Origin of the sequence: Neisseria sp. HMSC070A01 (assembly GCF_001810165.1) — a bacterium.
Taxonomy (GTDB): domain Bacteria; phylum Pseudomonadota; class Gammaproteobacteria; order Burkholderiales; family Neisseriaceae; genus Neisseria.
In genome coordinates, this window is record NZ_KV800125.1 from 1 (window position 1) to 26,558 (window position 26,558).

Annotated in this window: 32 protein-coding genes; 12 read left to right on the forward strand and 20 right to left on the reverse strand. The window is 48.8% G+C overall.

The window, feature by feature from the left end:
* Positions 1-205 precede the first annotated feature (205 nt).
* Both HMPREF2711_RS06995 and HMPREF2711_RS07000 read left to right on the forward strand, forming a co-directional pair.
* Positions 206-1,189 carry a ribose-phosphate pyrophosphokinase gene (locus HMPREF2711_RS06995; protein ID WP_107831933.1) on the forward strand — a complete coding sequence of 328 codons (984 nt, stop codon included), beginning with the start codon at positions 206-208 and terminating at the stop codon, positions 1,187-1,189.
* A gap of 65 nt (positions 1,190-1,254) precedes the next feature.
* The gene (locus tag HMPREF2711_RS07000) at positions 1,255-1,827 is read left to right on the forward strand and encodes a 50S ribosomal protein L25/general stress protein Ctc (protein WP_049349632.1); all 573 of its coding nucleotides are present in this window, start codon (positions 1,255-1,257) and stop codon (positions 1,825-1,827) included.
* Between the two features lie 152 nt (positions 1,828-1,979).
* Here HMPREF2711_RS07000 and hscB read toward each other — a convergent pair whose 3' ends face one another.
* Positions 1,980-2,480: a Fe-S protein assembly co-chaperone HscB gene (hscB, locus tag HMPREF2711_RS07005; RefSeq protein WP_003746465.1), complete on the reverse strand. Its 501-nt coding sequence runs from the start codon at positions 2,478-2,480 to the stop codon at positions 1,980-1,982.
* An 82-nt stretch (positions 2,481-2,562) separates the two neighbouring features.
* Between hscB and HMPREF2711_RS10865 the strand changes: the two genes are divergently transcribed.
* Positions 2,563-2,784 carry an alternative ribosome-rescue factor A gene (locus HMPREF2711_RS10865; protein WP_003746467.1) on the forward strand — a complete coding sequence of 74 codons (222 nt, stop codon included), beginning with the start codon at positions 2,563-2,565 and terminating at the stop codon, positions 2,782-2,784.
* Here the strand turns inward: HMPREF2711_RS10865 and iscA are convergent.
* From iscA to iscR, 8 genes are all read right to left on the reverse strand, one after another.
* Positions 2,744-3,064, reverse strand: a complete 321-nt coding sequence (iscA, locus tag HMPREF2711_RS07010) for an iron-sulfur cluster assembly protein IscA (RefSeq protein ID WP_003685774.1) — start codon at positions 3,062-3,064, stop codon at positions 2,744-2,746. The genes HMPREF2711_RS10865 and iscA overlap by 41 nt on opposite strands.
* Before the next feature lie 69 nt (positions 3,065-3,133).
* The gene (locus tag HMPREF2711_RS07015) at positions 3,134-3,379 is read right to left on the reverse strand and encodes a recombinase RecA (protein ID WP_003746468.1); all 246 of its coding nucleotides are present in this window, start codon (positions 3,377-3,379) and stop codon (positions 3,134-3,136) included.
* Positions 3,380-3,641: 262 nt separating this feature from the next.
* Positions 3,642-4,028: a Fe-S cluster assembly scaffold IscU gene (gene iscU, locus HMPREF2711_RS07020; RefSeq protein WP_003746470.1), complete on the reverse strand. Its 387-nt coding sequence runs from the start codon at positions 4,026-4,028 to the stop codon at positions 3,642-3,644.
* A 69-nt stretch (positions 4,029-4,097) separates the two neighbouring features.
* Positions 4,098-4,226 carry a hypothetical protein gene (locus HMPREF2711_RS11300; RefSeq protein WP_269208296.1) on the reverse strand — a complete coding sequence of 43 codons (129 nt, stop codon included), beginning with the start codon at positions 4,224-4,226 and terminating at the stop codon, positions 4,098-4,100.
* Between the two features lie 154 nt (positions 4,227-4,380).
* Positions 4,381-4,815, reverse strand: coding sequence for a hypothetical protein (locus HMPREF2711_RS07025; protein ID WP_003746472.1), 435 nt, complete (start codon positions 4,813-4,815; stop codon positions 4,381-4,383).
* 17 nt (positions 4,816-4,832) lie between these two features.
* On the reverse strand, positions 4,833-5,285 hold the full coding sequence (locus HMPREF2711_RS07030; RefSeq protein ID WP_036493614.1) for a hypothetical protein: 453 nt from the start codon (positions 5,283-5,285) through the stop codon (positions 4,833-4,835).
* A gap of 117 nt (positions 5,286-5,402) precedes the next feature.
* The gene (locus HMPREF2711_RS07035) at positions 5,403-6,617 is read right to left on the reverse strand and encodes an IscS subfamily cysteine desulfurase (RefSeq protein WP_003746474.1); all 1,215 of its coding nucleotides are present in this window, start codon (positions 6,615-6,617) and stop codon (positions 5,403-5,405) included.
* A 51-nt stretch (positions 6,618-6,668) separates the two neighbouring features.
* Entirely contained in the window at positions 6,669-7,115 is a 447-nt protein-coding gene (iscR, locus tag HMPREF2711_RS07040; RefSeq protein ID WP_003746476.1) for a Fe-S cluster assembly transcriptional regulator IscR, read from the reverse strand.
* A gap of 358 nt (positions 7,116-7,473) precedes the next feature.
* Between iscR and HMPREF2711_RS07045 the strand changes: the two genes are divergently transcribed.
* A complete protein-coding gene (locus tag HMPREF2711_RS07045; protein WP_070615897.1) occupies positions 7,474-8,646 on the forward strand; it encodes an alpha-hydroxy acid oxidase in 1,173 nt (390 codons plus the stop codon).
* 61 nt (positions 8,647-8,707) lie between these two features.
* Here HMPREF2711_RS07045 and dsbD read toward each other — a convergent pair whose 3' ends face one another.
* Positions 8,708-10,513: a protein-disulfide reductase DsbD gene (dsbD, locus tag HMPREF2711_RS07050; RefSeq protein WP_036493616.1), complete on the reverse strand. Its 1,806-nt coding sequence runs from the start codon at positions 10,511-10,513 to the stop codon at positions 8,708-8,710.
* Between the two features lie 216 nt (positions 10,514-10,729).
* Entirely contained in the window at positions 10,730-11,503 is a 774-nt protein-coding gene (gene folE2, locus HMPREF2711_RS07055; RefSeq protein WP_003746484.1) for a GTP cyclohydrolase FolE2, read from the reverse strand.
* Positions 11,504-11,680: 177 nt separating this feature from the next.
* Between folE2 and HMPREF2711_RS07060 the strand changes: the two genes are divergently transcribed.
* The 4 genes from HMPREF2711_RS07060 to HMPREF2711_RS07075 all read left to right on the forward strand — a co-directional run bounded on the left by HMPREF2711_RS07060 (position 11,681) and on the right by HMPREF2711_RS07075 (position 15,318).
* Positions 11,681-12,838 (forward strand): trans-sulfuration enzyme family protein, encoded by a 1,158-nt coding sequence (locus HMPREF2711_RS07060; RefSeq protein WP_003746489.1) that lies wholly within the window; start codon positions 11,681-11,683, stop codon positions 12,836-12,838.
* A gap of 70 nt (positions 12,839-12,908) precedes the next feature.
* Complete coding sequence (locus HMPREF2711_RS07065) at positions 12,909-13,352, forward strand: META domain-containing protein (RefSeq protein ID WP_036493619.1); 444 nt, start codon at positions 12,909-12,911, stop codon at positions 13,350-13,352.
* Positions 13,353-13,450: 98 nt separating this feature from the next.
* Positions 13,451-14,230 carry a ferredoxin--NADP reductase gene (locus tag HMPREF2711_RS07070; protein ID WP_003746492.1) on the forward strand — a complete coding sequence of 260 codons (780 nt, stop codon included), beginning with the start codon at positions 13,451-13,453 and terminating at the stop codon, positions 14,228-14,230.
* Positions 14,231-14,307: 77 nt separating this feature from the next.
* Complete coding sequence (locus HMPREF2711_RS07075) at positions 14,308-15,318, forward strand: adenosine deaminase (protein WP_003746493.1); 1,011 nt, start codon at positions 14,308-14,310, stop codon at positions 15,316-15,318.
* A 44-nt stretch (positions 15,319-15,362) separates the two neighbouring features.
* Here HMPREF2711_RS07075 and bioB read toward each other — a convergent pair whose 3' ends face one another.
* Positions 15,363-16,415, reverse strand: a complete 1,053-nt coding sequence (bioB, locus tag HMPREF2711_RS07080) for a biotin synthase BioB (RefSeq protein ID WP_003746495.1) — start codon at positions 16,413-16,415, stop codon at positions 15,363-15,365.
* A 217-nt stretch (positions 16,416-16,632) separates the two neighbouring features.
* Between bioB and miaA the strand changes: the two genes are divergently transcribed.
* The 3 genes from miaA to hpnC are packed head-to-tail and all read left to right on the forward strand — an operon-like array spanning position 16,633 to position 19,169.
* Positions 16,633-17,574, forward strand: a complete 942-nt coding sequence (gene miaA / locus HMPREF2711_RS07085) for a tRNA (adenosine(37)-N6)-dimethylallyltransferase MiaA (RefSeq protein ID WP_003746497.1) — start codon at positions 16,633-16,635, stop codon at positions 17,572-17,574.
* A gap of 3 nt (positions 17,575-17,577) precedes the next feature.
* Positions 17,578-18,300, forward strand: coding sequence for a tRNA adenosine(34) deaminase TadA (tadA, locus tag HMPREF2711_RS07090; protein ID WP_003746499.1), 723 nt, complete (start codon positions 17,578-17,580; stop codon positions 18,298-18,300).
* A gap of 53 nt (positions 18,301-18,353) precedes the next feature.
* The gene (hpnC, locus tag HMPREF2711_RS07095) at positions 18,354-19,169 is read left to right on the forward strand and encodes a squalene synthase HpnC (protein WP_070615899.1); all 816 of its coding nucleotides are present in this window, start codon (positions 18,354-18,356) and stop codon (positions 19,167-19,169) included.
* Positions 19,170-19,218: 49 nt separating this feature from the next.
* On the opposite strand, the gene htpX is transcribed toward hpnC, so the two are convergent.
* The 6 genes from htpX to surE form a co-directional block, all read right to left on the reverse strand.
* Complete coding sequence (gene htpX, locus HMPREF2711_RS07100) at positions 19,219-20,058, reverse strand: protease HtpX (protein ID WP_003746502.1); 840 nt, start codon at positions 20,056-20,058, stop codon at positions 19,219-19,221.
* Positions 20,059-20,247: 189 nt separating this feature from the next.
* Positions 20,248-21,156: an oxygen-dependent coproporphyrinogen oxidase gene (gene hemF / locus HMPREF2711_RS07105; protein WP_003746503.1), complete on the reverse strand. Its 909-nt coding sequence runs from the start codon at positions 21,154-21,156 to the stop codon at positions 20,248-20,250.
* A 128-nt stretch (positions 21,157-21,284) separates the two neighbouring features.
* Positions 21,285-21,818 (reverse strand): C40 family peptidase, encoded by a 534-nt coding sequence (locus HMPREF2711_RS07110; protein WP_003746505.1) that lies wholly within the window; start codon positions 21,816-21,818, stop codon positions 21,285-21,287.
* 43 nt (positions 21,819-21,861) lie between these two features.
* Positions 21,862-23,385, reverse strand: a complete 1,524-nt coding sequence (locus HMPREF2711_RS07115; RefSeq protein WP_003746508.1) for a phospholipase D family protein — start codon at positions 23,383-23,385, stop codon at positions 21,862-21,864.
* Positions 23,386-23,463: 78 nt separating this feature from the next.
* On the reverse strand, positions 23,464-24,375 hold the full coding sequence (locus HMPREF2711_RS07120; RefSeq protein ID WP_003746510.1) for a peptidoglycan DD-metalloendopeptidase family protein: 912 nt from the start codon (positions 24,373-24,375) through the stop codon (positions 23,464-23,466).
* Between the two features lie 93 nt (positions 24,376-24,468).
* Positions 24,469-25,224 carry a 5'/3'-nucleotidase SurE gene (surE, locus tag HMPREF2711_RS07125; protein ID WP_003746512.1) on the reverse strand — a complete coding sequence of 252 codons (756 nt, stop codon included), beginning with the start codon at positions 25,222-25,224 and terminating at the stop codon, positions 24,469-24,471.
* 98 nt (positions 25,225-25,322) lie between these two features.
* Between surE and HMPREF2711_RS07130 the strand changes: the two genes are divergently transcribed.
* Positions 25,323-25,661 carry a cupin domain-containing protein gene (locus HMPREF2711_RS07130; protein ID WP_003746515.1) on the forward strand — a complete coding sequence of 113 codons (339 nt, stop codon included), beginning with the start codon at positions 25,323-25,325 and terminating at the stop codon, positions 25,659-25,661.
* A 54-nt stretch (positions 25,662-25,715) separates the two neighbouring features.
* On the opposite strand, the gene HMPREF2711_RS07135 is transcribed toward HMPREF2711_RS07130, so the two are convergent.
* Both HMPREF2711_RS07135 and HMPREF2711_RS07140 read right to left on the reverse strand, forming a co-directional pair.
* Complete coding sequence (locus HMPREF2711_RS07135) at positions 25,716-26,084, reverse strand: rhodanese-like domain-containing protein (protein ID WP_003746517.1); 369 nt, start codon at positions 26,082-26,084, stop codon at positions 25,716-25,718.
* Between the two features lie 112 nt (positions 26,085-26,196).
* Positions 26,197-26,532, reverse strand: coding sequence for a carboxymuconolactone decarboxylase family protein (locus tag HMPREF2711_RS07140; protein WP_003746520.1), 336 nt, complete (start codon positions 26,530-26,532; stop codon positions 26,197-26,199).
* Positions 26,533-26,558: the final 26 nt, after the last annotated feature.

Sequence of the window (26,558 nt, forward strand, 5' to 3'; positions counted from 1 at the left end):
CGAAGGTTCGAATCCTTCCTCCCCAGCCAAATAAAAGCGTGTAAGTTTTCTTACACGCTTTTTTACGCTAAGGGAAAAATAACGCTGAAAAACTTTTTTTTACCCGTCTTTACGCGTATAATCGCGAAATTAGTGTCTTGGACATAGGGCAAAGGGAAGCGTAATGTTTTCTGAGCGTAAATCAAATCTAGAATCAGGTGAAGATATGGCTGCTTATGACAGTTTAATGGTGTTTACCGGTAATGCAAATCCGGAATTGGCGCAACGCGTTGTCAAACATTTGGATATTTCACTCGGCGAAGCCACCGTTTCCAAATTTTCAGATGGCGAAGTGGCCATTGAATTGTTGGAAAATGTACGTGGTCGCGACGTGTTTATTTTGCAACCTACTTGTGCGCCTACCAATGACAACCTGATGGAAGTTTTGACTATGGCCGATGCACTCAAACGTGCTTCTGCTGGTCGTATTACTGCCGCGATTCCTTACTTTGGCTATGCGCGTCAAGATCGCCGTCCACGCTCTGCCCGTGTACCGATTTCCGCTAAATTAGTAGCGAATATGTTGTACTCAGCCGGTATTGACCGTGTGTTGACTGTTGACTTGCATGCCGACCAAATTCAAGGTTTCTTTGATATTCCGGTAGATAATATTTACGCTACCCCGATTTTGTTGAACGACATTAAGCAACAACGTATTGACAATCTGACTGTTGTCAGTCCTGATATCGGTGGTGTTGTACGTGCACGTGCTGTTGCTAAATCTTTAAATGCTGATTTGGCCATTATCGATAAACGCCGTCCTAAAGCCAACGTGGCTGAAGTGATGAACATCATTGGCGACATTCAAGGCCGTACTTGCTTGATCGTAGATGATATGATCGATACGGCAAATACTTTGTGTAAAGCAGCTGTTGCCCTGAAAGAGCGTGGTGCAGATCGTGTATTGGCATACGCCAGCCATGCAGTATTCTCCGGTGAAGCAGTGAATCGAATTGCTTCTTCCGAAATTGACCAAGTAGTTGTAACAGATACAATTCCGTTGTCTGAAGCAGCTAAAAAATGTGAACGCATCCGTCAAGTAACTATTGCCGGTTTGCTGGCTGAAACGGTACGCCGTATCAGTAATGAAGAATCCGTCTCATATCTTTTTAATGAAGAAGTGATGACAGGCAGCATGTTGCTGCCATAACCCCATGTCGTCTTAAGCTGGTCGCGGCCGATGACGACGATTTTATCTAAATTGGAGTATTAAACATGACTTACGAAATTCAAGCCTCTGTACGCGAAGCCCAAGGCACTGGTGCGAGCCGCCGCCTGCGTCGCGAAGGCCAAATCCCTGGCATTCTGTACGGTGAAGGTCAAGAGCCTGTTGCTATCGCTGTAGACCACAAAACTGTATTTTACGCATTGGAAAAAGAATCTTTCCATACCGCTTTGATTAAACTGTCTCTGAACGGTGAAACCAAAGACGTTATCGTGCGTGACTTCCAAATGCACCCGTTCCGTCGCGAAGTTCAACACATCGACTTCCAAGCTGTGAAAGCCGATCAACCTGTACGCATCCGCGTTCCTCTGCACATTGTTAACGCTGAAAACTCTCAAGCTGTTAAACTGCAAGGTGGTCGCGTATCTCTGTTGAACACTTCTGTTGAAGTAATTGCTTTGCCTGCAAACATTCCTGCTTTCTTGGAGCTGGATTGTACATCAGTAGTTGCCGGCGACATTCTGCACTTGTCAGACATCAAACTGCCGGAAGGTGTTGAAAGCGTTTCTCTGAAACGTAACGAAAACCTGGCTGTTGCTACTGTTACCGGTAAAAAACGCTAATCGTAGTGAATATAAGAAAACCGTATCAGATAAGTCTGATACGGTTTTTGTTTGATGTAAGCGGTGATAAATTCCAAATAATGGAGATAAATCCAAAGTACCTTATAAAGTCATTTGCTATAAAACTTGGGTATAGCGTAAAGCGATACGTTTTATAAGATTGAAGCAATTTCTTTGCGAAGCTTATTAAGAAAGCGTCCATGCCGTACCCATTGTGCAGCTGATTCATAATCCTGCTGTTCAAATGCTTGTTTCAAATCTTGATATAGGCTGCTTTGTGCATTTTGGATTTCTTGATCCAATGCTCGGATAGCATCATGGTTTTGTTCCATCTGAGCATCCATTAATGTTTCTCGCCATTCCATTTGTTGCATGAGGAATTCTGGAGAGAAAGAAGTATGTTCAGGTGCGTCAGCATCGATACCTTGCATTTTCAACAGGTACGCAGCGCGGTCAATGGGATTTTTTAAGGTACGGTAGGCTTCGTTGATGGTGGACGACATCATCACTGCCTGCTTTTGCTCGAAGGCGGAGGCTGAAGCGAATTTGTCAGGATGGAAACGGGCAGCCAAGGCGCGGTAGGTTTGCTCCAAGTTTTCGGCGTCGATATCGAAAGCGGGTTCAAGCTGGAAGAGTGTGAAATATTGAGACATAGCGGGATAATTAATGTGAAATTTTCGGCAGAAACCTGATTTTGCCTTATAATCCGCTGATTCTTAATCAAAAGGACTGAATATGAGCAGTAAAGTGCAACACAATAAAGGCAAAATACGCGACAATGCTTTAAAAGCCTTAGTGAAATCCGATTTGTTCCGACACAAGGTGGAACGGAAAAGAAAAGGCAAAGGCAGCTATAACAGGCAGGAAGCGAAAAAATGGCGGGATGGTTTTGATACTGTCCCGCCATTTTTATGTCTTAAACGTGGAAGCTCTCGCCGCAGCCGCAAGAGTCTTTGACATTCGGGTTTTCAAATTTGAAACCTTCCTGCAAACCTTCTTTGGTGTAATCGACTTGCGTGCCGTCCAGATAAACCAAGCTTTTTGGATCGATATAAACGCGCGCGCCGTGTTCTTCAAAAATCAGATCATCCTCGTTCACTTCATCGACAAATTCAAGGTTGTATGCCATGCCCGAGCAGCCGCTGGTTTTCACACCCAAGCGCACACCCAACCCTTTGCCGCGTTTGGTCAGGTAGCTGTTGATGTGTTTGGCTGCGTTTTCTGTGATAGTAATCATGCTTTTTTCCTCATTTCGCAATCATTTTCTGTTTTGCCTGCTTTTTTATTTCAGACGGCATCTTGATTATCAGGCCGTCTGAAAACGCTGTTTTGCCCACTCTATTGCGGCGGCAATGGCAGCTTTAGCCTGCGGACTATTTCTCCAACAGGTCGAGCCGGTTAATTGTGCGCCCCGTTCCAAAATATCGTCTAAATCTGCCGCCGCCAGCTTGGCAATATCATCTAATCCCATTTGCTGCAAACGCTGCAATATGGTTTTACCTATGCCTTCGACAGCAAGTAGGGATTGGACTTCTTCATCAGTAAAAGGCATTTCGCCTCCTTTGATTTTGCAGGTATAACGACTAAATTAAATATAAGCTGCGATTTATTGCCCTCTCCCTAACCCTCTCCCGCGGGGAGAGGGGATAGATTGGCAGGCAGTCCCAAATTTGGCGGCAACTTCAAAAGGATGAAGTTTCTGTGCTCTCAATTCACCCTGTCTGCTTAAGAGGAGAATAAATCACCAGATTTGCTTTTCTCGAAGACTCGCTAGGAGTCTTGGGCACCTGCCGACAAGGGGTCGTTGAATTCGGTTATTTGTTTTCCTGACGTTTGCGATAGTCGGCAACGGCTGCTTTTACCGCATCTTCAGCCAAGATAGAGCAGTGGATTTTAACTGGAGGCAATTCCAACTCTTCGGCAATTTCGCTGTTTTTGATTGCCAGTGCATCGTCAAGGCTTTTGCCTTTCACCCACTCGGTAATCAGGCTGGAAGAAGCGATGGCGGAGCCACAACCGTAAGTTTTGAATTTGGCGTCTTCGATGATGCCTTCATCGTTTACTTTGATTTGCAGGCGCATGACGTCGCCGCAGGCGGGTGCGCCGACCATGCCGGTGCCGACAGACTCGTCGTCTTTGTCGAATGTGCCGACGTTGCGGGGGTTTTCATAGTGGTCAATTACTTTATCGCTGTATGCCATGATGTGGTTTCCTTTATGTTTTTTGATGGTTTAAATGGTTTGTTTGCCGGTTTTCAGACGACCTGAAATTCAGATTTTGCACGCGCCGCCTTCGCAGCCGTCATCGTTTTCCGAATCGACGCCGCCTTCCACGGTAACGCCGTCAAAATCTCCAAGCAGGCTGTCGAGATTGTCGAGGTCAAGTTCTTGTTCGTTCATGGGCTGTATCCTTGATTTTAATGTGGTGGCTTTTAGGTCGTCTGAAAAGGTTTTTTGGGATTTTCAAGACGACCTTTTTATTTATTAGGTAGGTTTAGTTGTTAAGCCCAACATTTCGGGTAGATTGATAGGCTTGTTGGGTTTTCAACCCAATCTACGCTTGCTGATTTAATTTTTTGATATAAGAAATAATCTCACTAAATTCAACTGGCTCATATCCATATGATTTTACAAATTCCACACAAACAGTAACCCACCGACTTTCTCGAAAGAAAGCTAATACAACAGATTTAACCTCTTGATAACCAAGATTTAAATCCTCATTAAAATCTTTTTCCATCAAGGAATGTAGATTACCGTCTAGTCTTCCTTCAAGTATTTTCTTATCATATTTTTCAAATATATCATGGGCTTTATCTAAATCTTCTTCAGACCAATCAAACTCAATAACTAACGATCCGATCGGATTATTCGAATAATTTTGATAGCTATTCAACATGCTTATATGGAATTTAATTTTTGCAATTTCTTCCTTTTGGTTTTCTAGAAGTTTTTGTACGTCAAAATACTGTCTATCGTCTACCATCATAAAATCCTTTTATCTTTTTACCCTATTATTTTATTGCCATTTGAAATCATTAATGCAATATCCGATTGCAAGGCATGTTTAATTTCCAGGATAGACTCTTCCGCACTTTTTTGTTCATAATAGCGATTGTATTTAGAGAGAGTATTCTTCCAACCATTGATCTTTTGTCCCAGCACAGGATTCGAAAATTTATCATCACTAGCAATAGCTAATTGCGATACTGCTGACATAAGTTTCTCAATTTCTGCGATCTCTGCATCAATTTTTACACCTCGTAAATGTCTAGCAGGTAACTTCCCAATTTTTTCATAACAATAGCGTAGATTTAAAACCATATCATGCAAATCTCTACGATTAGATATTTCATCTCTTAATTTCTCTGTTTGTTTTTTCAATCCCCATGCTTTAACAGCCGATACAATGCTGACAATACCTGCAATAATATTGATAAAAGTATTTATTTTTTCCATTTGTAATCTGTGTTCAAAAAATTTTGATTCAAAATTAGTCTATTTTCAGACGACCTGTATAGGCCTATATGTTTAGAGATCGTCTGAAGTTTAGTCAGCTAAATATTTGTACCTTTATCAATGCGCCGCCCATTCAATCGAATTCAAATCAATCCCATCTTTGAACATTTCCCACAGGGGCGACAGTTCGCGCAGTTTGCCGATTTTGGATTTGATTAGTTCAGCGGCGAACTGCACTTCTTCTTCGGTGGTCATGCGGCCGAAGGTGATGCGCAGGGATGAGTGTGCCAATTCGTCGTTGCGGCCGAGTGCGCGTAAAACGTAGCTTGGCTCAAGGCTGGCGGAGGTACAGGCGGAGCCGCTGGATACGGCGAGTTCTTTCACTGCCATAATCAGGCTTTCGCCTTCGACGAAGTTGAAACTGACGTTTAGGTTGTTCGGGGCGCGGTGTTCGAGGTCGCCGTTGATATAGACTTCTTCGATGCCTTCGATACCTTTGAGGAAGATGTCGCGCAGTTTGCGGTAGTGCGCCATGTCTTGCTCGAGTTCTTCTTTGGCGATGCGGAAGGCTTCTCCCATGCCGACGATTTGATGGGTCGGCAGGGTGCCGCTGCGGAAGCCGCGTTCGTGGCCGCCGCCGTGCATTTGGGCTTCGAGACGCACGCGTGGTTTGCGGCGTACATACAGGGCGCCGATGCCTTTGGGGCCATATACTTTGTGACCGGACATGGACAGCAAATCAACTTTGGCGGCTTCAACGTCGACAGGCACTTTGCCGCATGCTTGCGCGGCATCGACGTGGAAAATGATTTTGCGTTCGCGGCAGATTTCGCCGATGGCGGGAATGTCTTGCACCACGCCGATTTCGTTGTTTACCCACATTACGGAAACGAGAATGGTGTCTTCGCGGATGGCGGCTTTCAGTACGTCTAAATCAACCAAGCCGTTTTCTTGTACGTCCAGGTAAGTTACTTCAAAGCCTTGGCGTTCGAGTTCGCGCATGGTGTCGAGCACGGCTTTGTGCTCGGTTTTGACGGTGATGAGATGTTTGCCTTTGGTTTTGTAGAAGTTTGCCGCGCCTTTGATGGCGAGGTTGTCGGATTCGGTCGCGCCGCTGGTGAAGATAATTTCTTTGGGGTCGGCGTTAATCAGGGCGGCGATGTCGGCGCGGGCTTTTTCGACTGCCTCTTCTGCTTCCCAGCCGAATGCGTGGCTGTTGGAAGCGGGGTTGCCGAAGGTTTCGGTCAGGTAGGGAATCATTTTTTCGGCAACGCGTTTGTCAACGGGGGTTGTGGCGGCGTAGTCGAGGTATACAGGGGTTTTGACGGTCATGGTTTGCTCTTTCGTTGGGTCATCTGCCTGCGGTCTTTGCCGTAGGTCGGTTTAATGAATGTGTGTAAAGGTAACGACATGACTGCTGTCGCTGCAGTTTTTTTGTTCAATGATGCTTTGCAGCGTAACGCCGCTGAGGTAATCATTGATGGTTTTGTTTAAGTTTTCCCAAAGGTCATGGGTCAGACAGGGGGCGCCGTGGTGGCAGTTTGCTTTGCTGCCGCATTGTGTGGCATCCAGTCGGTCTTCGGCTGCGGAAATGATTTGTGCAATATTGATTTGCTCGGCGGGCGCGGCAAGGATGTAGCCTCCGCCTGGGCCGCGTAGGCTTTCAACCAATCCGGCACGGCGCAGCTTGCTGAATAATTGTTCGAGATAGGAGAGCGATATGCTTTGTCGTTCGCTGATGGCACTGAGTTTGACAGCACCGGTTTGCGCGTTCATCGCCAAATCTATCATGGCGGTTACTGCAAATCGCCCTTTGGTAGTCAGTCTCATGGTGTGGTTGCCTGTGTGGGCGTTTTTATTAGTGGGGGAATTGTCTAATATCTGAGTGTTTCAGTCAAGTATGTGGCGGCTCGGTTTGATTGTTTGTTTAAATGGTGGCATGGGTTGATTTTTAAATCGGAAAATATTTTCTTTATTTTTCTGTAATTTGGATTTGAGGCCGTCTGAAAAAAGGCTATCAACCCTACAAATATCAGGGTTAAAATGTTTTGATTTAATATTGATAGTAATATAGATTATCAAAATTATTCTTAAAATTTAGTTGTTTTGATGGAGCAAAGTGAAGGGTTGTTTGAAATGTTCAGACGGCCTGAACCATCCGTCTTTACCTTAACAGAGGCAATCGACAATGAAATGTGATTTAAGCAAAATAACCTGTATCGAAGACTTGCGCCTTATTGCCAAACGTAAAATGCCGCGTATGTTTTATGACTATATTGACTCAGGCTCTTGGACGGAAACCACTTATCGTGAAAATACTTCGGATTTTAAAGACATCCGTTTCCGTCAAAAAGTATTGGTTAATATGGAGGGACGCAGCCTTGAGACCAAAATGATCGGGCAGGATGTGAAAATGCCGGTAGCGATTGCACCGACCGGTTTCACGGGTATGGCGCACGCCGACGGCGAAATCTTGGCGGCGCGGGCGGCGGAAAAATTTGGTATTCCGTTTACGCTGTCGACCATGTCCATTTGTTCGATTGAAGATGTGGCTGAAAACACCAGCGCGCCGTTTTGGTTTCAGCTTTATGTGATGCGCGACCGCGAGTTTATGGAAAACCTGATTAAGCGTGCGAAAGATGCTAACTGCTCGGCTTTGGTTTTGACAGCCGATTTGCAGGTTTTGGGTCAGCGCCACAAAGACATCAAAAACGGCCTGTCTGCGCCGCCGAAACCGACCATCGCCAATTTAATCAATTTGGCGACCAAACCGGAATGGTGCATGAAAATGCTGAATACGGAACGCCGCACCTTCCGCAATATTGTCGGTCATGCGAAAAACGTGGGCGATTTGTCTTCGCTGTCTTCATGGACTTCCGAACAATTCGACCCGCGCCTGAGCTGGGACGATGTGGCGCGCATTAAGGATTTGTGGGGCGGCAAGCTGATTATCAAAGGCATTATGGAACCTGAAGACGCGGAAAAGGCAGCGAAAAGCGGTGCGGACGCATTGGTTGTTTCCAATCATGGCGGCCGTCAGCTTGATGATACCGTATCCGCCATCAAAGCTTTGCCTGATGTAGTCAGCGCGGTGGGCAGCGATATCGAGGTTTGGATGGACAGTGGCATTCGCAGCGGTCAGGATATTTTGAAGGCTTGGGCTTTGGGTGCAAAAGGTACGATGATAGGCCGGGCGTTCCTGTATGGTTTGGGTGCGTATGGTGAAGAAGGCGTAACCCGTGCGCTGGAAATCCTGTATAAAGAAATGGATATTTCCATGGCGTTTACCGGTCACCGCAATATTCAAGATGTGGATTCCAGCATTTTGCGTTCTACGCGTTGGACTCAAGATGAATTTTAATTTTTAAACATAAGAAAAGGCCGTCTGAAAATCTGTTTTCAGACGGCCTCTTTATAGACTGCTATTTCTCGTTTTTGCGATACCATTCGATGAAGGCATCAGGTTTGACAAAGCCTAATAAGGCTTCGCTATGACTGCCGTCGGCGCGGACAACAAACACGCCCGGAGGGCCGAAGAGGCCGTATTCTTTCAGTAAGGCCTGATGGCCGGGAGTATTGGCAGTCACGTCGATTTGGAAGAAGCGCTGCATATCGACCGCTTCGTGTACCTGCGGCTGGTTGAGCGTGTAGGCGGCCATTTCTTTGCAGGATACGCACCAGTCGGCGTAGAAATCAATCAGCACGGGCTTGCTTGGATCGGCTTTCAAGGCGGCATCCATAGCGGCTTTGAGTTCGCCGACATCGGTAAACATCTTGCCGTGGTCGGTTTCTTGTCCGTCTTCTGATGGAGGAACCAGCGTTAGGAAGTGGTGCAGGGCGGTGGTTTGTTTATTGAAGCTTTGCCAGCCAAACCACGAGCCGCCAATCAGCAGTAAAAAGCCCAATACGGCGGCAACTGTTTTCAGACGGCCTTTTTGTTTGCCTGATTTTGCCAAAAGCATCAGGGCGGGAACAATCATCAGCAAGGTGTAGAGGCCGACTACTGCGAAATAGGGCAGATGCGGCGTGGCGAGATATACGGCAACGGCCAGCAAAATGAAGCCGAATGCGTATTTGATGCCGTTCATCCAGTCGCCTGCTTTAGGCAGGATATGGCCGCCGAATGTGCCGATGATAATGAGCGGTACGCCGGTGCCAAGTGCCAAGACGTAAAGCGCGAGGCCGCCCAACACGGCATCGCCGGTCTGGCCGATATAGCCCAAAGCAAATGCCAGCGGAGGCGCAACGCACGGGCCGACAATCAGCGCAGACAAAATACCCATGATGAAGACGGAAACGATTTTACCGCCGGAGAGTTTGCTGCTTTGATTTTGGAAATAGGATTGGACGGAGTTGGGCAGCTGGATATTGAAGAAGCCGAACATCGACAGCGCCAATACCACCATCAACGCAGCGGCGGCAAGTACGACCCAAGGTTGTTGCAGCCATACGGTCAACAGCGCGCCGGTCAAACCGGCAATCACGCCGACCAAGGTGTAGGTCAATGCCAAACCTTGTACATAAACCATAGACAAGGTAAACGCGCGGCCTTTGCCGGCTTTTTTATCGCCCACGACAATACTGGAAACAATCGGCAGGAGCGGATACATGCAGGCAGTAAAGCTTAAGCCCAAACCTGCGACAAAAAACGCCAACAGGTTGGCGTTTAAAGTATCCCAAGAGAGCTTGAAGCGGCTGCTGTCGGGATTGTTTGCACTAGGCTGGGCAGGCATTGGGCCGTCTGAAGAGGTGGACGGTTGTAAAAAGCGGTCTTTGGCAGAAACCGGCTCATCGCTTTGCGGCTGGTAAACCCCGTTGCCTTTTACGTCAAACTCAGTATCCACCGGCGGATAACACACACCGGCCTCGGCGCAGCCTTGATAAGTCAGCGTCAGTTTGTATTGCGGCGCGGCTTGTTTGTAAGGCAGGTCAACCTGTGCGGTATGGTGGTAAACCGTTTGTTTGCCGAAGAATTCGTCTTCTTTTTCTTCGCCTTTGCTGAATTTGGGTTTACCCAAGACTTTGTCCGGATCGGTTGCTGCAACGATTTTGGACTGGTACATATAGTAGCCGTCAGCGATTTTGAACTGCACGCTGACGCCTTGATCAGTTACATTGACTTGAGGCACAAAGGCTTGCTCGGGAGGCAGCAAATCATTGGCATCTACTGCGAATGCGAAGCTGCTCAAGCCTAAAAATGCAATGAGGAAATAAAGGAATTTTTTCATAATATCCACGGATATGCCGTTGAGAAACCGTCATTATAAATGATGGGAAAACAATCGGCTTAATTTAAGTTAAAGATTACGCGAGTTGTCTAATTCTTTTGAATTATATCGGATTACAGTTAACCGTACATGAGCGATAGTCTCATGTTATCGTTCAATTTATGCCAAAGGCCGTCTGAAACGTTCAGACGGCCTTTGTTGCTATTCGGCTTAACTTTAAGGATAAGCGATATAAGCGTAAGCGGAATGGTTGTGTATCGATTCGAAGTTTTCGCTTTCGACGACGAATGATTCAATGCGTTTGTCGGCTATTAACACCGTGGCCACATCACGAACCATGTCTTCGACAAACTTCGGATTTTCGTATGCTTTTTCCGTTACATACTTTTCGTCAGGGCGTTTGAGCAAGCCGTAGAGCTGGCAGCTTGCCTGTGCTTCAACGTAATCGATGATTTCTTCAATGCCTACATCCGCATTCGCAATCAGACTGACGGTTACATGCGAACGTTGATTGTGCGCGCCGTATTGGGAAATTTCTTTGGAGCACGGACACAAGGAAGTAACCGGAACCATCACTTTCAAGCTGTGGCTGTATGTACCGTTTTTGGTTTCGCCGGTCAGGGTAACATCATAGTCGAGCAGCGATTGGATGCCGGAGACCGGCGCGCTCTTCTTGCGGAAAAACGGGAAGGACACGCTGATTTTGCCGGAATGCGAATCCAGCAGGGCAACCATGTCGGCAGTCAGCTTGTGCAGCGTATCGAAATCCAAAGCATCGGTTTGTTTTTCCATCAGGGCGACAAAGCGCGACATATGCGTGCCTTTTTGGTCGGCAGGCAGGAAAACCGTCATGGTCAGGCGGGCGACGGTGGATTGTTCGCCTTCTTTGCTTTTGAGGGAAATCGGAAAGCGCAGGTCTTTGATGCCGACCTGATTAATCGGCAGGTTGCGTAAATCGCGGCTGGATTGCACGTCTGCAATGGCGTTCATGCGTTGTATGTCCTTCATGATAGGATTGTTGAGATGCGTGTAGGGGAATCGGCTCGTGTCGGCCGATTTGCAAATGCGAGATTATATCACTTGCTTTATCCGCCTGCATTGATTGTTTCTATTTTTCAGATAGTGATAAAATCTTCGATTATTCACATCTACATAGGCAGAGACCCAATGAAATTCGCCACGAAAGCCATCCATTCCAGCTACGATTGCGACGAACACAACCGTGCGCTGATGCCGCCGATTTATCAAAACAGTATGTTTGCGCTGCACGAAATCGGCGAGCAGGTTCCTTACCGCTATTCGCGTCTGAGCAACCCGACCCGCCAAGTCTTGGAAGATACCGTTGCCGATTTGGAGCACGGTGCGGCCGGTTTTGCGTTTTCCAGCGGCATGGCGGGGATTGATGCCGTGTGGCGCACTTTCCTGCAACCTGGCGATACCCTTGTTGCCGTCGCCGATATTTACGGCGGCGCTTATGATTTATTGGTCGATGTTTATCAAAAATGGGGTGTGAACGTTATTTTTGCCGATTTGGGCAATCCGGATAATTTGGACGAGCTGCTCAAAGCACACAATGTCAAACTGGTTTGGTTGGAGACTCCGTCCAATCCGCTTTTGCGCTTGGTAGACATCAAAGCGCTTGCCGAGAAAGCCAAAGCGGCCGGCGCGCTGGTCGGCATCGACAACACCTTTGCCACGCCGTATCTGCAACAACCCTTGGATATGGGTTGCGATTTTGTGTTCCATTCCGCTACCAAATATTTGTGCGGCCATTCCGACGTATTGATGGGCATCGTTGTGGCCAAAACCAAAGAACTGGCACAGCCTTTGCACGACATGATGGTGCATACCGGCGCGATTGCAGGTCCGATGGACTGCTGGCTGGTGTTGCGCGGTATCAAAACACTGGCTCTGCGCATGAATGCCCATTGCCAAAACGCACTCGAAATCGCGCGCCGTTTGGAAGCTCATCCTGCCATTGAAAAAGTGTTCTATCCCGGCCTGCCGTCGCACGAATATTACGAACTCGCCAAAACACAAATGCCCAAAGGCATCGGCGGCGTGGTTACGGTTTATCTCAAAAACGACACGCGTGAAGCGGCCAATAGCGTGATTAAAAACATGAAACTGGTCAAAATGGCTTCCAGCCTCGGCGGCGTGGAAAGTCTGGTCAACCATTGCTATTCCCAATCCCACAGCGGCGTGCCGCATGATGTGAAAATGGAAATGGGCATCAAAGTCGGCCTGCTGCGTTTCTCTGTCGGTATTGAAGATGTGGACGATATTTGGAACGATATTTCCAAAGCATTGGATACGACTTTGTAAATAAGGCTTAAAGGCCGTCTGAAGGTGGATGGTTTTTCAGACGGCCTTTAGCAATAAATTAGGAATGGATATGAAAACATTATTCGGCGCATTAATGAGTATGGTGGTTTTGGCAGCTTGTACATCTCCTTCAGCGTCTCAGGCTGAACAAGCCTCTAAAGTGCAGGTGCAAACTCAACAAATGGCGCAGCCTACTTTAGCTGCCAAATGGCGTGTTGTTGCTTTCAATAAATTCACTGAAAAAGAATTGGCCGGTACTGATGCCTATCTGGATTTGAGCGAGATGCCTAAGGCGTATGGCAAGATGGGTTGCAACGGTATGATGTTTCAAGCCAATACGATTGGTTCGGACAAAATTGATTTTGGCCATATTGCGGTAAACATGATGCTGTGTGAAGACATGAAGTTGGAAGATGCGTTTTTGCGCAAACAAAGCGTGTGGAACTATCGTTTTGACGGTAACGATTTGATTTTGGAACAAAAAGGCATCAGTATCCGTTTGCGCCGTGAATAATCTTAAAGGCCGTCTGAAAATAAATATTTCAGACGGCCTTTTGAATCTTTATAATAAGCCCTATTTGAAACTGATACCGCATATCAAGGAAACCTATTATGGCAGCTTCTCCAGAAGCCAAGTTTACCGAAGAAAAAGTCTTGTGGGTCAAACACCATACGCCTAAGCTGATGACTTTTGCCATCAGCCGCCCCGAGTCCTACCGTTTTTCGGCAGGGCAGTTTTCGCGCCTTGGTTTTCGTGACGGCGAGGGCTTTATTTGGCGCGCGTATTCTGTCGTTTCTGCCGAATACGCCGATACGCTTGAGTATTTCGCGGTGTTAATCGAAGGCGGCCCGATGTCGGCACGTTTTGCTGCGATGAAAGAGGGTGACACTATTTTGCTGGATAAAACGGCTACCGGTTTCCTCTTGCCCGAGCGTTTCCCCGACGGTAAGGATTTGGTCATGCTCTGCACGGGTTCCGGCATTGCGCCTTTCCTCTCCATTATCGAGCAGCCTGAAATTTGGCAGCGTTTCGACCGTTTGGTTTTGGCGCATTCCGTCTCTTATGCCGACGAGTTGATTTTCAACCAACGCCTTGCCGATTTGAAAGAGCATCCGCTGATTGAAGAATATTTCCATAAATTCACTTTTGTTCCGGTTACCACGCGTGAAGAAACGGAAGGCGCATTGAGCGGCAAACGGATTCCCGAATTGCTGAAGAATGGCGGTTTGGAAGCAAAAATCGGCTTTAAGTTCACCAAGGCCGATACGCGCTTTATGGTTTGCGGCAATCCGGCAATGGTCAAAGACACTTTCCAAGCCCTGATGGATTTGGGCTATGCCATGCACCGCAACCGCATCCCCGGCGAAATCATGATGGAAAATGGTTTTTAACAGATAAATGGTCAAAGGCCGTCTGAATATTTCAGACGGCCTTCAATATTAAATATAAACCGAAAAACAGAGAAAATATGAATATCAAACAACTTATCCAAGCCCTGCCCAAAGCCGAGCTGCACGTCCATATCGAAGGGACGTTCGAGCCGGAATTGATGTTTGAAATCGCCAAGCGCAACCGTATAGCGATTCCTTATGAAAATGTCGAAGCGGTACGGCAGGCTTATGATTTTCACAATTTGCAGTCGTTTTTGGATATTTATTATGCCGGTGCCGGCGTATTGTTGCAGGAGGCGGATTTTTACGATTTGACCCGCGCGTATCTTGAGCGTTGCCGTGAAGACAATGTCGTGCATACGGAAATATTTTTCGATCCGCAAACCCATACTGCGCGGGGCGTGGCGTTTGAAACCGTGATTAACGGCATTGTTCGCGCCTGCCGTGAAGCCGGGCAGCAATGGGACATAAGCACGCGTTTGATTATGTGTTTCCTGCGGCATTTGTCGGAAGAAAGCGCATTTGAAACCTTAAATCAGGCTTTGCCGTATAAAGAACACATCATCGGCGTAGGCTTGGATTCGAGCGAACTGGGGCATCCGCCGTCCAAGTTTGAACGCGTGTTTGCACAGGCGCGGACGGAGGGTTTGTTGACAGTGGCGCATGCCGGAGAAGAAGGCCCGCCGGAATATGTTTACGAGGCTTTGGACTTGCTGCATGTCCGCCGTATCGATCATGGCGTACGGGCGGAAGAAGACGAGGCATTGATGACGCGTTTGATTAAAGAGCAAATGCCCTTGACCGTGTGCCCGTTGAGCAATTTGAAATTGAAAGTATTTCCGGAGATGGCAAAACACAATTTGCGCCGTATGTTGCAACGCGGCGTGTTGATAACCGTCAATTCCGATGATCCGGCGTATTTCGGCGGCTATATGAACCGCAATTTTGAAGCGCTTGCCGAGGCATTGGATTTGAGTGCGGAAGAAATCAAAACCTTGTGCGCCAATTCGTTCCGCGCTTCGTTTTTGAACGAGGCGGAAAAGGAAGAATGGATACGGAAGATTGAAGGTTTTCATGTTGAATCATGATAAAAGGCCGTCTGAAAGTTTCAGACGGCCTTTTATCATGACGGTTAATAGTCGACTTTGATTTTAGGCGTTTCCTGCGCGGCTTTGTATTCTTCTTCCAATTCAAAGCGCAGTGGATACAAATTCAATTTTTCCATCAGCAGGCGGTCGCCGTCTTCGTCCGGATTGCCCGTAGTCAGCAGCTTGTCGCCGTAGAAAATCGAGTTTGCGCCAGCCATGAAACACATGGCCTGCATGGATTCCGGCATATTGCTGCGGCCTGCGGAGAGGCGGACGTAGCTGTGCGGCATGGTAATGCGCGCGACGGCGATGGTACGGACAAATTCCGTCCAGTCCAAATCTTCGGCATCGGCCAGCGGCGTGCCTTCCACTTTGACCAACTGGTTGATCGGCACGCTTTCGGGTTGCGGGTCGAGGTTGGCAAGGCTGGCAATTAGGCCTGCGCGTTCGGCGCGGGTTTCGTTCATGCCGACGATGCCGCCGCAGCAGACTTTCAAACCGGCATTGCGGACTTTGCCCAAAGTATCCATGCGGTCTTCGTGTTTGCGGGTGTGGATGATGTCGTTGTAGCGTTCGGGGTCGGTATCGAGGTTGTGGTTGTAGTAGTCCAGGCCGGCTTTTTTGAAGTCTTCCGCCATGCCGTCTTCGAGCATGCCGAAGGTGCCGCACACTTCCATGCCCAAGCTTTTTACCGCGCTGATGATTTCGGAAACGACAGCCACGTCTTTGGGTTTGGGGCCGCGCCATGCCGCGCCCATGCAGAAACGGCTGGCGCCGCGCGACTGGGCAATTTTGGCTTTTTCGACGATTTCATCTACATCCATCATCTGCTCTTTGCCCAGATTAGTGTTGTGGTGTGCCGATTGCGGGCAGTAGGCGCAGTCTTCGGGACAGCCGCCGGTTTTGATGGAGAGCAGGGTGGAGAGTTGGATTTCGCGCGGATTGAAGTTTTGGCGGTGGATTTCGGCGGCTTGGAAAACGAGGTCGAGAAAAGGCAGTCCAAACAAAGCCTCGACATCGCATTTTTTCCAATAACGCGCAGTCGGATGCGGCTTGCGCTCGGTTTGACGGCGCAAGGCTACGGGAGATACGGTCATAGTGTGTTCTTTCGTGTTTACAGCGGCGCAGTGTCGCTGACGGCTTGACTGCCGGCGCAATGACGGCAGCAGCAGGTTTGAAATCAATATAAAAGGCCGTCTGAAACGGCGCAGCAAGTGTAACGCTTTTGATAATGTAGAGCAAATGTTTCAGACGGCCTGAAATATGGTCTGCCCGGGTTTGCTATAATCGCATTTTTAATTTTTCCGTTTTCTTATGAACGCGCCCAAAGCTTTCGCCGTACTCGGCCCGACTGCCGGCGGTAAAACCGCACTGGCCTTAAATATTGCCCGATCGTTGCCGGTGGAAATCATCAGTTTGGACTCCGCGCTGGTGTATCGCGGCATGGACATCGGTACGGCCAAGCCGACTGCCGAAGAGCTTGCCGCCGTACCGCATCATTTGATTGATATTATCTCGCCGCTGGAAAGTTACAGTGCGGCGGATTTTGTCGGCGACTGCGTGCGCTTGGTGAACGAAATACATGCGCGCGGACGCTATCCGCTGATTGTCGGCGGCACGATGATGTATTTCCACGCGCTGACGGAAGGCTTGAACGATTTACCCGGCGCGGATGCGGCGGTGCGCGCACAGCTTCAGGCGGAAAAGAACGAACACGGTCTGGCAGGCCTGTATCGCCGTTTACAGGAAGTTGACCCGATTACGGCAGGCCGTCTGAAAGCCAATGACAGCCAGCGTATTGAACGCGCTTTGGAAGTCTATCTTCTGACCGGAAAGCCTTTGAGCAAACATTTTACAGAGCAGAAGCAGGCCGCGCCTTTATTGGATTTATGTACGGTTGCCCTGATTCCCGAAGACCGTCATTTGTTACACCGCCAAATCGAAAAACGCTTTTTAAATATGCTGGAACACGGTTTCCTCGATGAAATGCACACCTTGCGCCGCGATTATCCGCAACTGCATGCGGATATGCCGTCTATGCGCTGCGTGGGCTACCGTCAGGCTTGGGATTATCTCGTAGGCGAAACCGATTATGAAAGCTTTGTCGAAAAAGGCATTGTTGCCACGCGCCAGCTTGCCAAACGCCAGTTGACCTGGTTGCGGAAAATTCCTTTGGCGCACACGTTAGATCCTTACGCAGACAGCGATTATGTTCAGACGGCCTTAGCCTTGGCGCGACGGCATTTTCAGGAATAATCCATGCTGACCACGCCACCACTTTCGCCTAAAACATTGACCGCGCTAAAAGAATTGGGTATTTGTACACTGGAAGATTTACAAAAAATCGGCGCAGTCCGCGCATTTCTATTGCTGAAAGCATCGAGTTTGACCGTAACCAAAAGCACCTTGTGGCAACTGGATGCGTTGGTTTCAGGTGTGGATGTCCGGCATATTTCCGAGGAGGGAAAGACGGAGCTGGGCGAGGCTTTGAAAAACCATCCGCCTGTTGCCGTTTTCCCTTTGCAAAACGATATGGAAGCCTTTATGCGGCTGGCGATAGAACAGGCCAGACAATCAGCGGCATTGGGCGAAGTGCCCGTTGGCGCGGTCATCGTATATCAAGGCAAGGCAATCGCAGCGGCACACAATACCTGCATTGGCGACCACAATGTCAGCCACCATGCCGAAATCAACGCGCTTGCCGCCGCAGGCAAAGCCTTACAAAACTACCGCTTGGAAGATTGCGACGTATACATCACCTTAGAACCTTGCGCCATGTGCGCCTCTGCCTTGATACAGGCACGGGTCGGGCGCGTGATTTATGGTGCGGCCGAACCCAAAACCGGCGCGGCAGGCAGCGTGGTCGATTTGTTTGCCGACAAACGTCTGAACAAGCATACCGCAATTTTAGGCGGCATATTGGTAGAAGAATGCCAAAGCGTATTGCAGGATTTCTTTGCGGCCAAACGGAAGGCCGTCTGAATTTCAGACGGCCTGTCAGCAAAAATACTTTATTTTAAATTTTCGGATTTCCCATGTCAGTCAATCATTACGAAAACTTCCCAGTCGGCTCCATTGTGTTGCCACGCCGTTTGCGTAAGCCGGTTCACGCCGTTTACGCTTTTGCGCGGACGGCGGACGATATTGCCGACGAAGGCAACGCCGAAGCAGCCGAGCGCCTGCACCAACTGGACGAACTGAAATCAGAGTTAGACCGCATTGCAAAAGGTGGGAAACCGCAAACGGCTTTGATGCAACGTTTATATAACGAAGCGATTGTGCCGTTTCAATTGCCGTTGCAGCCGTTTTATGATTTGCTGGCGGCGTTCAGTCAGGATGTGGTCAAAACCCGTTATGAAAACTTTGGCGAATTGATTGCCTATTGCCGTTTGTCCGCCAATCCGGTGGGACGTATTATGCTGCATTTGTACGGGCAAACCGATGAAGTGAGCATGGCGCAAAGCGACGGCATTTGCACTGCCTTGCAGCTGATTAATTTCTGGCAGGACGTGGCGGTAGATTGGCAAAAAGGACGCGTGTACATCCCTCATGAAGATTTGCAGAAGTTCAAAGTCAGTGAAGAGCAGATTGCGGCCGGCAAAGCCGACTTTGCTTTCCAACGATTGATGGCGCACGAGTGCCAACGTGCTTTTCAAATGCTGAAGGCCGGCTCGCCGTTGGGCAAAACCCTCAAAGGACGAATCGGTTTTGAGTTGCGCATGATTATTGTCGGCGGCCAGTTGATTTTGCAGAAGCTGGACGGTTGCAAATATGATGTGTTTAACCAGCGGCCGTTGTTGGATAAGAAAGACTGGATAATTATCATCAAACGGGCTTTGCTGAAGAAATAAAAAAAAGGCCGTCTGAACTTAATGTTTCAGACGGCCTTGATGTTTTCGATTAGCGGTTTTTCAAACGGCTGATACGGTTGTCCAATGAAGGATGGGTGCTGAACCAAGAGTCTTTGGCATCGCTGGCAATGCCCATTGCCGTCATGGTTTGCGGCAAATCGCTGGGGTTGCCTTTCAAGCGTTGCAGGGCGGCAATCATTTTCGGCGCGCCCACCAGTTTTGCAGCACCCGCATCGGCACGGTATTCGCGTTGGCGGCTGAACCACATCACAATAATGCTGGCAAGGAAGCCGAATACAACCTGCAAGACCATGCTGACCATGAAATATGTGCTTTGAGAAGTGCTGCCGTCATTGTTTCGCGCCACCATGCTGGAAATGATACGCGCCAAGAAGACGACAAAAGTATTCACAATACCTTGAATCAGCGTCAGCGTTACCATATCGCCGTTGCCGACGTGTGCCATTTCATGCGCCAAAACGGCTTCGACTTCATCGCGGGTCATGTGGTCGAGCAGGCCGGTGCTGACGGCGACGAGCGAGCTGTTTTTGGTCGCGCCGGTTGCAAAGGCGTTAGGCTCGGACGAGTTGTAAATGGCGACTTCCGGCGTTTTCAGATTCCATTGGCGGGCTTGCGCTTCAACAGTTGCCAACAGCCAAGCTTCTTCTTCGCTTTGGGGCTGGTCGATGACGACGGCGCCGACCGAATGTTTGGCAATGGTTTTCGACATCAGCAGGGAGACAATCGAGCCGCTGAAGCCGACGACTGCGGAATAAGCCAACAGACTGCCGACTTGGTTGGTACTGTTGATGCCCAAGATGGCCAAAACAACACGGATGACAACCAAAACGGCGATATTGGTTGCGATAAATAAGAAAATGCGTTTCACCGATTATTCCTTTTTAGTGCGGTTTGTGAGGTGATTTTTATATGGGCGCATTGTCTCAAAAACTCTATAGAGATGAAACAGCATGATAGGCAAAGGTATGCAAATTCAAAGCAATTGAAGCAAAGGCCGTCTGAAAAGGTAGTCTCAACCAGTGAGAATCGCTTTTCAGACGGCCTTTTATAGGTAAAACTATCTACCGGCTTCTTTTAGCCAGTTGCGCGGTATGAGGAATTGATTGAGGCGTGCTTCGGGCGAACCTTCTTCCGGCGCATATTGATACTCAAAGCGCACCAAAGGTGGCATGGACATCAAAATGCTTTCCGTGCGTCCGCCGCTTTGCAGGCCGAACAGCGTGCCTCTGTCCCAAACCAAGTTAAATTCAACATAGCGTCCGCGACGGTAGAGTTGGAAGTCGCGTTCACGTTCTCCATAAGGCGTGTTTTTGCGTTTTGCCACAATCGGCAGATACGCTGCGATATAGCCTTCTCCGACTGCCTTGATAAAATTCAGGCAGGTATCGAAATCCCAGCGGTTTAAATCGTCAAAAAACAGGCCCCCCACGCCGCGTGTTTCGTTACGGTGTTTCAAGTAGAAATATTCGTCACACCATTGTTTGAATTCAGGATAAACCGATTCGCCAAATGGCGCGCATACGTCTCGCGCTACGGTGTGCCAATGCACAATATCTTCTTCAAAAGGGTAAAACGGCGTCAAATCAAAGCCGCCGCCAAACCACCAAACCGGCTCGGCATTTTCAGGATAGGCAATAAAAAAGCGCACGTTCGCATGGCTGGTCGGTACATACGGATTTTTCGGATGAATGACCAGCGACACGCCCATGGCTTCAAACGCTGCGCCCGCCAGTTCAGGACGGTGCGCCGTCGCTGAAGCAGGCATTTTGCTGCCTTTCACATGAGAAAAATTCACACCGGCCTGCTCGAATACTGCGCCGTTTTTCAATACGCGTGTTTCGCCGATGCCCAATTTCCCTGTCCATGCTTCATGCACAAATTCGGCTTCGCCATCTTCTTGCTCCAACGCGGCGCAGATTTGGTTTTGCAGGGTTTTGAGGAGGGTTAGAACGGATTCTGTGTGCATGATATATCCTTGATGGTGTTTGTTATGGGCAAATTTTTGCACAGGCCTATCTTGTAACCAAGCTTCATTCATCAGCAATAGATTGAAAGGTATCGATGATATTGCGATACCTTTCAGACGGCCTTGATTTATTCAGTAAAAAAAGTATGTGCGCCCAAATAGTTTTTGGCGTAAAACGGGGTGGAAAGTTTTTCGGTTTTGATGGTTTTGCCGCTGCTGGGGGCGTGAATAAATTCGCCGTTGCCGATGTAGAGGCCGACATGGGAATATGTGTGTGCACCGCCGGTATTGAAAAAGACAAGATCGCCGGCTTTCAATTTGCCGTCGGGAATTTTCCGGCTGGCTGCGGCCATATCGCGTGCGGTGCGTGGCAGATTGACGTTGAGGGCGTTTTTATAGACGTATTGGATCATGCCGCTGCAGTCAAAGCCTGTGGCTGTGGTGCTGCCGCCCCATTTGTAGGGTGTGCCGATCAGGCCTAGGCTGTGAAGCATCAATTCCTGCGAACCTTGGGTGTGGTCGATATGGGAAATACGGACAGGTTGGACCGTTCTGGCGGTTGTTTGCGGCTTGTGGGATTTATGCTTGCCAGTGGTGCCGCAGGAGGCCAACAATAGGCCGGTGGTACAAACAAATAGGGTTTTGCAGATGAGTCGAGACATGGTGAATTCCTCCGGCCGCATGATTTTTGTTTTCAGACGGCCTCTATAATAATCCTTCTATGGGCAGAATGGACAGGATTTTTGAAGTCATCCGTTTCCAGAACTTGGCTTCGGGCTCGTGTGCGTAAGTTCGTTTTTCGCTCGGGTCATACCAGTATAGTTTATTGTAATTGCCAAGCGTTACCTGATAGGCGTAGCTTGGGGTGGTCGTTACGAGGGTGCGCTGCATTTGGCCTGCGATTTCGGGGCTTTCGATGACGACACCCATTTCGGTATTGAGGCGTGCGGAGCGTGGGTCGAGGTTGAATGAGCCGATGAAAATGCGTTTCTCGTCCACGATGAATGTTTTGGCGTGCAAGCTGGTGGCGGAGCTACCGGTCAAGCCGCGGTCTTTGGAGGTCGGAACGGCGTGGTTGGGCTGGAGCTCGTAAAGTTTGACCCCGGCTTTAAGCAAGGGCTTGCGGTATTTGACGTAGCCGGAATGGACGGCGGCAACGTCGGTCGCCTGGAGGGAATTGGTCAGGACGGTAACGTCCACGCCGTTGTGTATCAGCTTTTCTATGGCTTTGACACCTGATTTTGTGGGTACAAAATAGGGCGAGACAAGGTAAACGCTTTTTTCGGGTTGCTTGAGGGCGTCTTGTAGGCGTTCGGAAATAGGCGGTTTATGCCGGTCGCGGTCTAAGCCTTTGGCCGGATCGTCGCTGATTAAACGTGTGCTGACGCTTTGCCACTCTATAAGGTTGCTCTGCATTTTTTGATAGAGGCTGGAGTGTTCGATGCTTTGGCGATAGCGGATGAGCGTTTGATTTTTATCTTGGTCGGTGTAATTAAGTTCGGCCAGTCCTTTTTGCAGGTTTCCCCGTTTGATGACGCTGGTCGCATTATAGGCGGAATGGCTTGCCCAATAGCGGTCGAAGTCTTGGGAAACTTCGGTTACTACGCGGCCTGTGGCGAGGATATCGAGGTCGGCAAAGATGGTATCGTCGTTAACCTTAAAATATTCGTCGCCGATATTGCGGCCGCCTAAAATGGTGGCACGGTTGTCGGCGGTAAACGATTTATTGTGCATTCGGCGGTTAAGTCGCGGAAAGTCGGCAATATAGCCGAGTGCACGCCATTTTCTGAAAATAAAGGGATTAAACAGACGGACTTCGATATTGGGATGATTGTCAAGTGCCAGCAGGAGATCATCCATGCCGTTGGTGTTGTTGTCGTCCAAAAGCAAACGCACACGGACGCCGCGTTCGGCCGCGCGATGAATCAGGTTGAACAAAAGCTTGCCGGAGATGTCGTTGTGCCAGATATAGTACTGTAAATCAAGGGTATGGTCGGCGGCTTCAATTAAGGCTGCTCGGGCGACAAAGGCTTCATGGGCATCGTTCAGCAGATAGATATGGGAAATATCGGCCTTGGAGGGGGCGGAAGGAATACCTAAGGTGCTGTCCAGCCGCGGCGTTGAAGGGATGTCAAGATAACTGCTTTGGGTGCGTTCGTCCAATGATGGCAAAAACGCGGCGCAACCGCCCAATAGCAGAGTATAAAGAAGAGGAAGATGAAATTTCATGGGAAACCGGTACAAACAATCCCTACCTAAATGACATTTAGGCAGGGATTGAAGTGAAATTAGGTTGCTTGAATCAGCTTAGAAGGCAACATAATTTGCCGGATTGACCGGTTTGCCGTTTTGACGGATTTCAAAGTGCAACTGGGTGCGAGATGCATCGGTATTACCCATGTGGGCAATGGTTTGGCCGCGTTTCACGGTTTGGTTTTCATTAACCAGCAGGCGTTGGTTGTGGCCGTATGCGCTCAAGAATGAGGAGTTGTGTTGGATGATGACCAAGTTGCCGTAACCGCGCAAGCCTGAGCCTGCGTAAACGACTTTACCGTCTGCCGCTGCAACGACAGGCTGGCCTTGAGTACCTGCGATATCCACGCCTTTGTTGCTGCCGCCGAAGTTGGCGATAACGTTACCGGTAGTCGGACGCTGCCATGTGATGCCGCTGACGTTGCGGCTGCTGCCGGTAGATACGGTTGGTGTATTGGCAGGCGTGCTTGGGACCGGAGCAGTGGTTGTAGTTGTTGGCGTCGAAGGTTTGCTTGCAGAAGCTGCAGGTGCAACGTAGCCTTCAGGTTTCACGCGCAGGGTTTGACCAATGCTGATGGTGTTGTCGGCCAGGTTATTCCATGCACGCAGATTGTCTTGGGTAATGTTGTAGCGTTTGGAGATGTTGTAAACGGTATCGCCACGAACAACAGTATGTGTCGCTGCATTGATATCGACAGGCGCATAAGAAGGCGTGTAAGTGCCGGTGCTGCCGCTGTTGTACGTTGGGGCAGGTGTACTTGCCGGCGGAGTGTATGGCGCATCTGCCGCAGGGCTGGTGTTGGTATTGTAAGGCGCGGCACCGTAAGGATTGTCAGCGGTAGAGCTTGTTGTTGAACCACCGCTTTGTGTGCCGACGACTACAGGAGCCGGTTGTTGGCTGGCACAGGCTGCAAGTAATAAAACCAAAGCTGCCGATCCGGCATAAGATACACTTTTTTTCAACATGTTAATGACTTTCGTATTCGGGTAATTGTTCTCGTCGGGGCATATCATAATAAAAATATGCTTGATTCTCAAGTGTTCGGCTGTTAGGGACTGTTAAGGCGCAGGGATTTCTGACCAAAAGGAAGCGGTTTGCTCCATTTGTCCGTAGGCAGTCAAATCGACTTGCAGGGGGGTAATCGTGATGAAGCCGGCCGCGCATTCGCCAAAGTCGGTACCTTCTTCGCTGTCGGAAACATCGCCGACCGGCCCAATCCAATAAATTTGTTCGCCACGTGGATTATACATGGGAACAATGCTTTGTTCATGATGGCGACGGCCGAGCCGTGTTATTTTTATGCCTTGGATATCTTCAGGTGCGACGGCAGGGATATTGATGTTCCATAAGATGGGTTTGGAAATAGGGCGTTTGAGAAAGTAGGAAAGCAGCATCCAAGCGGCTTTTTCTGCGGTTTCCCAATAACGGCCGCTGGAATCGGCAAGCGAAAAGGCAATAGCGGGAATGCCCATCAGATAGGCTTCCGTCGCGGCGGCAACCGTACCGGAATAAAGCGTATCGTCACCCATGTTTGCGCCGTTGTTAATGCCGGATAAGACTAAGTTGGGTTTGAAATCGGCAAGGGCATGCTGGCCGACATGAATGCAGTCGGTGGGCGTGCCATTCACATAATAAAACCCGTTTTCCGCCTGTTTCAGTTGTAAAGGACGGTCTAAAGTCAGGGAATTGCTGACGCCGCTGCGATCGCGTTCAGGCGCAACCACCCTGACATTGGCAAATTCTGCACATACTCTTGCCAAAACTGCCAAACCGGGCGCAAGATAACCATCGTCGTTTGAGATTAATATGTTCATGTGACAATATTGTGTCTATCGGTAAGATGGACGGTATTGTACTGGTTTGCTTGAGCGATTGTCCATGAATCGGCAACGTTTGGGCGGAAAGGATAATAATGAAACATTATGAATTAGACCCCAAAGCTTTATTGGGCGGCGTGATTGCTTCAGACGGCAATCAGGAGATTGTTCAGCTTTCACTGCAGAAAAATAATGAAATTCCGGCATATGAGACGGATGCGATTATTTTGCTTTTGGTTTTAAACGGCAAAGCCGAAATCAAAACGGTGGACGAAGTTTTGCAAACCGAAGGCTTGCAAGTTATCCGACTTGAGCCGATGGAGGCGCACAGCATTCGCGCGTTGTCCGATAACACCAATATTTTGGTTATCAAACAATTGATTCATGAAGCCGGTCTCAGCAAACGTTTGAGATTTGGAAGTTGCTGTCTGTAATGTAATAAAGGCCGTCTGAAAAATTTCAGACGGCCTTTTTAAAATCAGCTAGGTTTATTTCAAACCTTTTTTCACTAAGTCTTCATAACCGCCGTGGTTGGTTACATTGGTGTAGCCGGCTTTTTTCAGTTCGGTCAGTGCGGCTTCTGCTCGGCGACCGCTGCGGCAGTAGAGGTTGACCGGTGCGTTTTTATCCGGGCTGACGGATTTGATGCGTTCAACGATTTGGTCGTGCGGAATATTGAGCGCACCTTGCAAATGGCCTTCTTTGAATTCTTCGGCAGAGCGGACATCAATCCAAACGCCTTTTGCTTTTGCAGGTTGTGCCGCGCTTTTTTCAACTTTAGGCATAGAGGCAGCGGAAGCGGCCAAAGGAGTGGCGATAGCGGCGGCAAAAAGTACGGCGGTCAGCAGTTTCTTCATGATTCAATCTCCTGTTAGATAGAAAATAATATAATAACTATATTAGTTTAGCATTTCATCAGGCCGTCTGAAAGGGGAGTTGTCTTTCAGACGGCCTGATTTTACAAGCTGATTAGCGTTGGGTTTCTACTGCTTCTAAGGCGCGCAAAGCATATGTATAAGCAGCACCTGCGTTTAGAGAAATAGCGGTGGCCAATGCGCCGGCGATTTCGCTGTCGGTTGCACCTGCTTTGGCAGCGGCGGCTGCGTGCACGCTGATGCAGCTTTCGCAACGTGTGGTAATGGCAACGGCAATGGCGATCAGTTCGCGTGTTTTGGCATCCAGTGCTTCGGCAGCGGCTGCTTGTTCCAGCGCGCCGTAGGCTTGCAGCATTTTAGGATGGTTTTTACCCAGTTCGCCGAATGATTTTTTTACCAAGGCGGTATGTTCAGGCCAGTCTTTAAACATGATATGTCCTTTCTTAATGTGAGTGG

What these genes read in the sequence shown, in the direction of transcription:
- HMPREF2711_RS07065 (WP_036493619.1), top strand. Translation starts at nt 12,909, where the DNA reads ATGAAAACATTATTCGGCGCATTAATGAGTATGGTGGTTTTGGCAGCT.
- HMPREF2711_RS06995 (WP_107831933.1), top strand. Translation starts at nt 206, where the DNA reads ATGGCTGCTTATGACAGTTTAATGGTGTTTACCGGTAATGCAAATCCG.
- hpnC (WP_070615899.1), top strand. Translation starts at nt 18,354, where the DNA reads ATGTCAGTCAATCATTACGAAAACTTCCCAGTCGGCTCCATTGTGTTG.
- hscB (WP_003746465.1), bottom strand. Translation starts at nt 2,480, where the DNA reads ATGTCTCAATATTTCACACTCTTCCAGCTTGAACCCGCTTTCGATATC.
- HMPREF2711_RS07030 (WP_036493614.1), bottom strand. Translation starts at nt 5,285, where the DNA reads ATGGAAAAAATAAATACTTTTATCAATATTATTGCAGGTATTGTCAGC.
- miaA (WP_003746497.1), top strand. Translation starts at nt 16,633, where the DNA reads ATGAACGCGCCCAAAGCTTTCGCCGTACTCGGCCCGACTGCCGGCGGT.
- HMPREF2711_RS07015 (WP_003746468.1), bottom strand. Translation starts at nt 3,379, where the DNA reads ATGCCTTTTACTGATGAAGAAGTCCAATCCCTACTTGCTGTCGAAGGC.
- HMPREF2711_RS07130 (WP_003746515.1), top strand. Translation starts at nt 25,323, where the DNA reads ATGAAACATTATGAATTAGACCCCAAAGCTTTATTGGGCGGCGTGATT.
- iscA (WP_003685774.1), bottom strand. Translation starts at nt 3,064, where the DNA reads ATGATTACTATCACAGAAAACGCAGCCAAACACATCAACAGCTACCTG.
- HMPREF2711_RS07035 (WP_003746474.1), bottom strand. Translation starts at nt 6,617, where the DNA reads ATGACCGTCAAAACCCCTGTATACCTCGACTACGCCGCCACAACCCCC.
- HMPREF2711_RS07110 (WP_003746505.1), bottom strand. Translation starts at nt 21,818, where the DNA reads ATGTCTCGACTCATCTGCAAAACCCTATTTGTTTGTACCACCGGCCTA.
- HMPREF2711_RS07140 (WP_003746520.1), bottom strand. Translation starts at nt 26,532, where the DNA reads ATGTTTAAAGACTGGCCTGAACATACCGCCTTGGTAAAAAAATCATTC.
- folE2 (WP_003746484.1), bottom strand. Translation starts at nt 11,503, where the DNA reads ATGAACGCCATTGCAGACGTGCAATCCAGCCGCGATTTACGCAACCTG.
- HMPREF2711_RS11300 (WP_269208296.1), bottom strand. Translation starts at nt 4,226, where the DNA reads ATGAACGAACAAGAACTTGACCTCGACAATCTCGACAGCCTGCTTGGA.
- HMPREF2711_RS07025 (WP_003746472.1), bottom strand. Translation starts at nt 4,815, where the DNA reads ATGATGGTAGACGATAGACAGTATTTTGACGTACAAAAACTTCTAGAA.
- HMPREF2711_RS10865 (WP_003746467.1), top strand. Translation starts at nt 2,563, where the DNA reads ATGAGCAGTAAAGTGCAACACAATAAAGGCAAAATACGCGACAATGCT.
- HMPREF2711_RS07135 (WP_003746517.1), bottom strand. Translation starts at nt 26,084, where the DNA reads ATGAAGAAACTGCTGACCGCCGTACTTTTTGCCGCCGCTATCGCCACT.
- HMPREF2711_RS07070 (WP_003746492.1), top strand. Translation starts at nt 13,451, where the DNA reads ATGGCAGCTTCTCCAGAAGCCAAGTTTACCGAAGAAAAAGTCTTGTGG.
- HMPREF2711_RS07075 (WP_003746493.1), top strand. Translation starts at nt 14,308, where the DNA reads ATGAATATCAAACAACTTATCCAAGCCCTGCCCAAAGCCGAGCTGCAC.
- HMPREF2711_RS07115 (WP_003746508.1), bottom strand. Translation starts at nt 23,385, where the DNA reads ATGAAATTTCATCTTCCTCTTCTTTATACTCTGCTATTGGGCGGTTGC.
- iscR (WP_003746476.1), bottom strand. Translation starts at nt 7,115, where the DNA reads ATGAGACTGACTACCAAAGGGCGATTTGCAGTAACCGCCATGATAGAT.
- surE (WP_003746512.1), bottom strand. Translation starts at nt 25,224, where the DNA reads ATGAACATATTAATCTCAAACGACGATGGTTATCTTGCGCCCGGTTTG.
- HMPREF2711_RS07045 (WP_070615897.1), top strand. Translation starts at nt 7,474, where the DNA reads ATGAAATGTGATTTAAGCAAAATAACCTGTATCGAAGACTTGCGCCTT.
- bioB (WP_003746495.1), bottom strand. Translation starts at nt 16,415, where the DNA reads ATGACCGTATCTCCCGTAGCCTTGCGCCGTCAAACCGAGCGCAAGCCG.
- HMPREF2711_RS07120 (WP_003746510.1), bottom strand. Translation starts at nt 24,375, where the DNA reads ATGTTGAAAAAAAGTGTATCTTATGCCGGATCGGCAGCTTTGGTTTTA.
- iscU (WP_003746470.1), bottom strand. Translation starts at nt 4,028, where the DNA reads ATGGCATACAGCGATAAAGTAATTGACCACTATGAAAACCCCCGCAAC.
- HMPREF2711_RS07000 (WP_049349632.1), top strand. Translation starts at nt 1,255, where the DNA reads ATGACTTACGAAATTCAAGCCTCTGTACGCGAAGCCCAAGGCACTGGT.
- dsbD (WP_036493616.1), bottom strand. Translation starts at nt 10,513, where the DNA reads ATGAAAAAATTCCTTTATTTCCTCATTGCATTTTTAGGCTTGAGCAGC.
- HMPREF2711_RS07060 (WP_003746489.1), top strand. Translation starts at nt 11,681, where the DNA reads ATGAAATTCGCCACGAAAGCCATCCATTCCAGCTACGATTGCGACGAA.
- tadA (WP_003746499.1), top strand. Translation starts at nt 17,578, where the DNA reads ATGCTGACCACGCCACCACTTTCGCCTAAAACATTGACCGCGCTAAAA.
- hemF (WP_003746503.1), bottom strand. Translation starts at nt 21,156, where the DNA reads ATGCACACAGAATCCGTTCTAACCCTCCTCAAAACCCTGCAAAACCAA.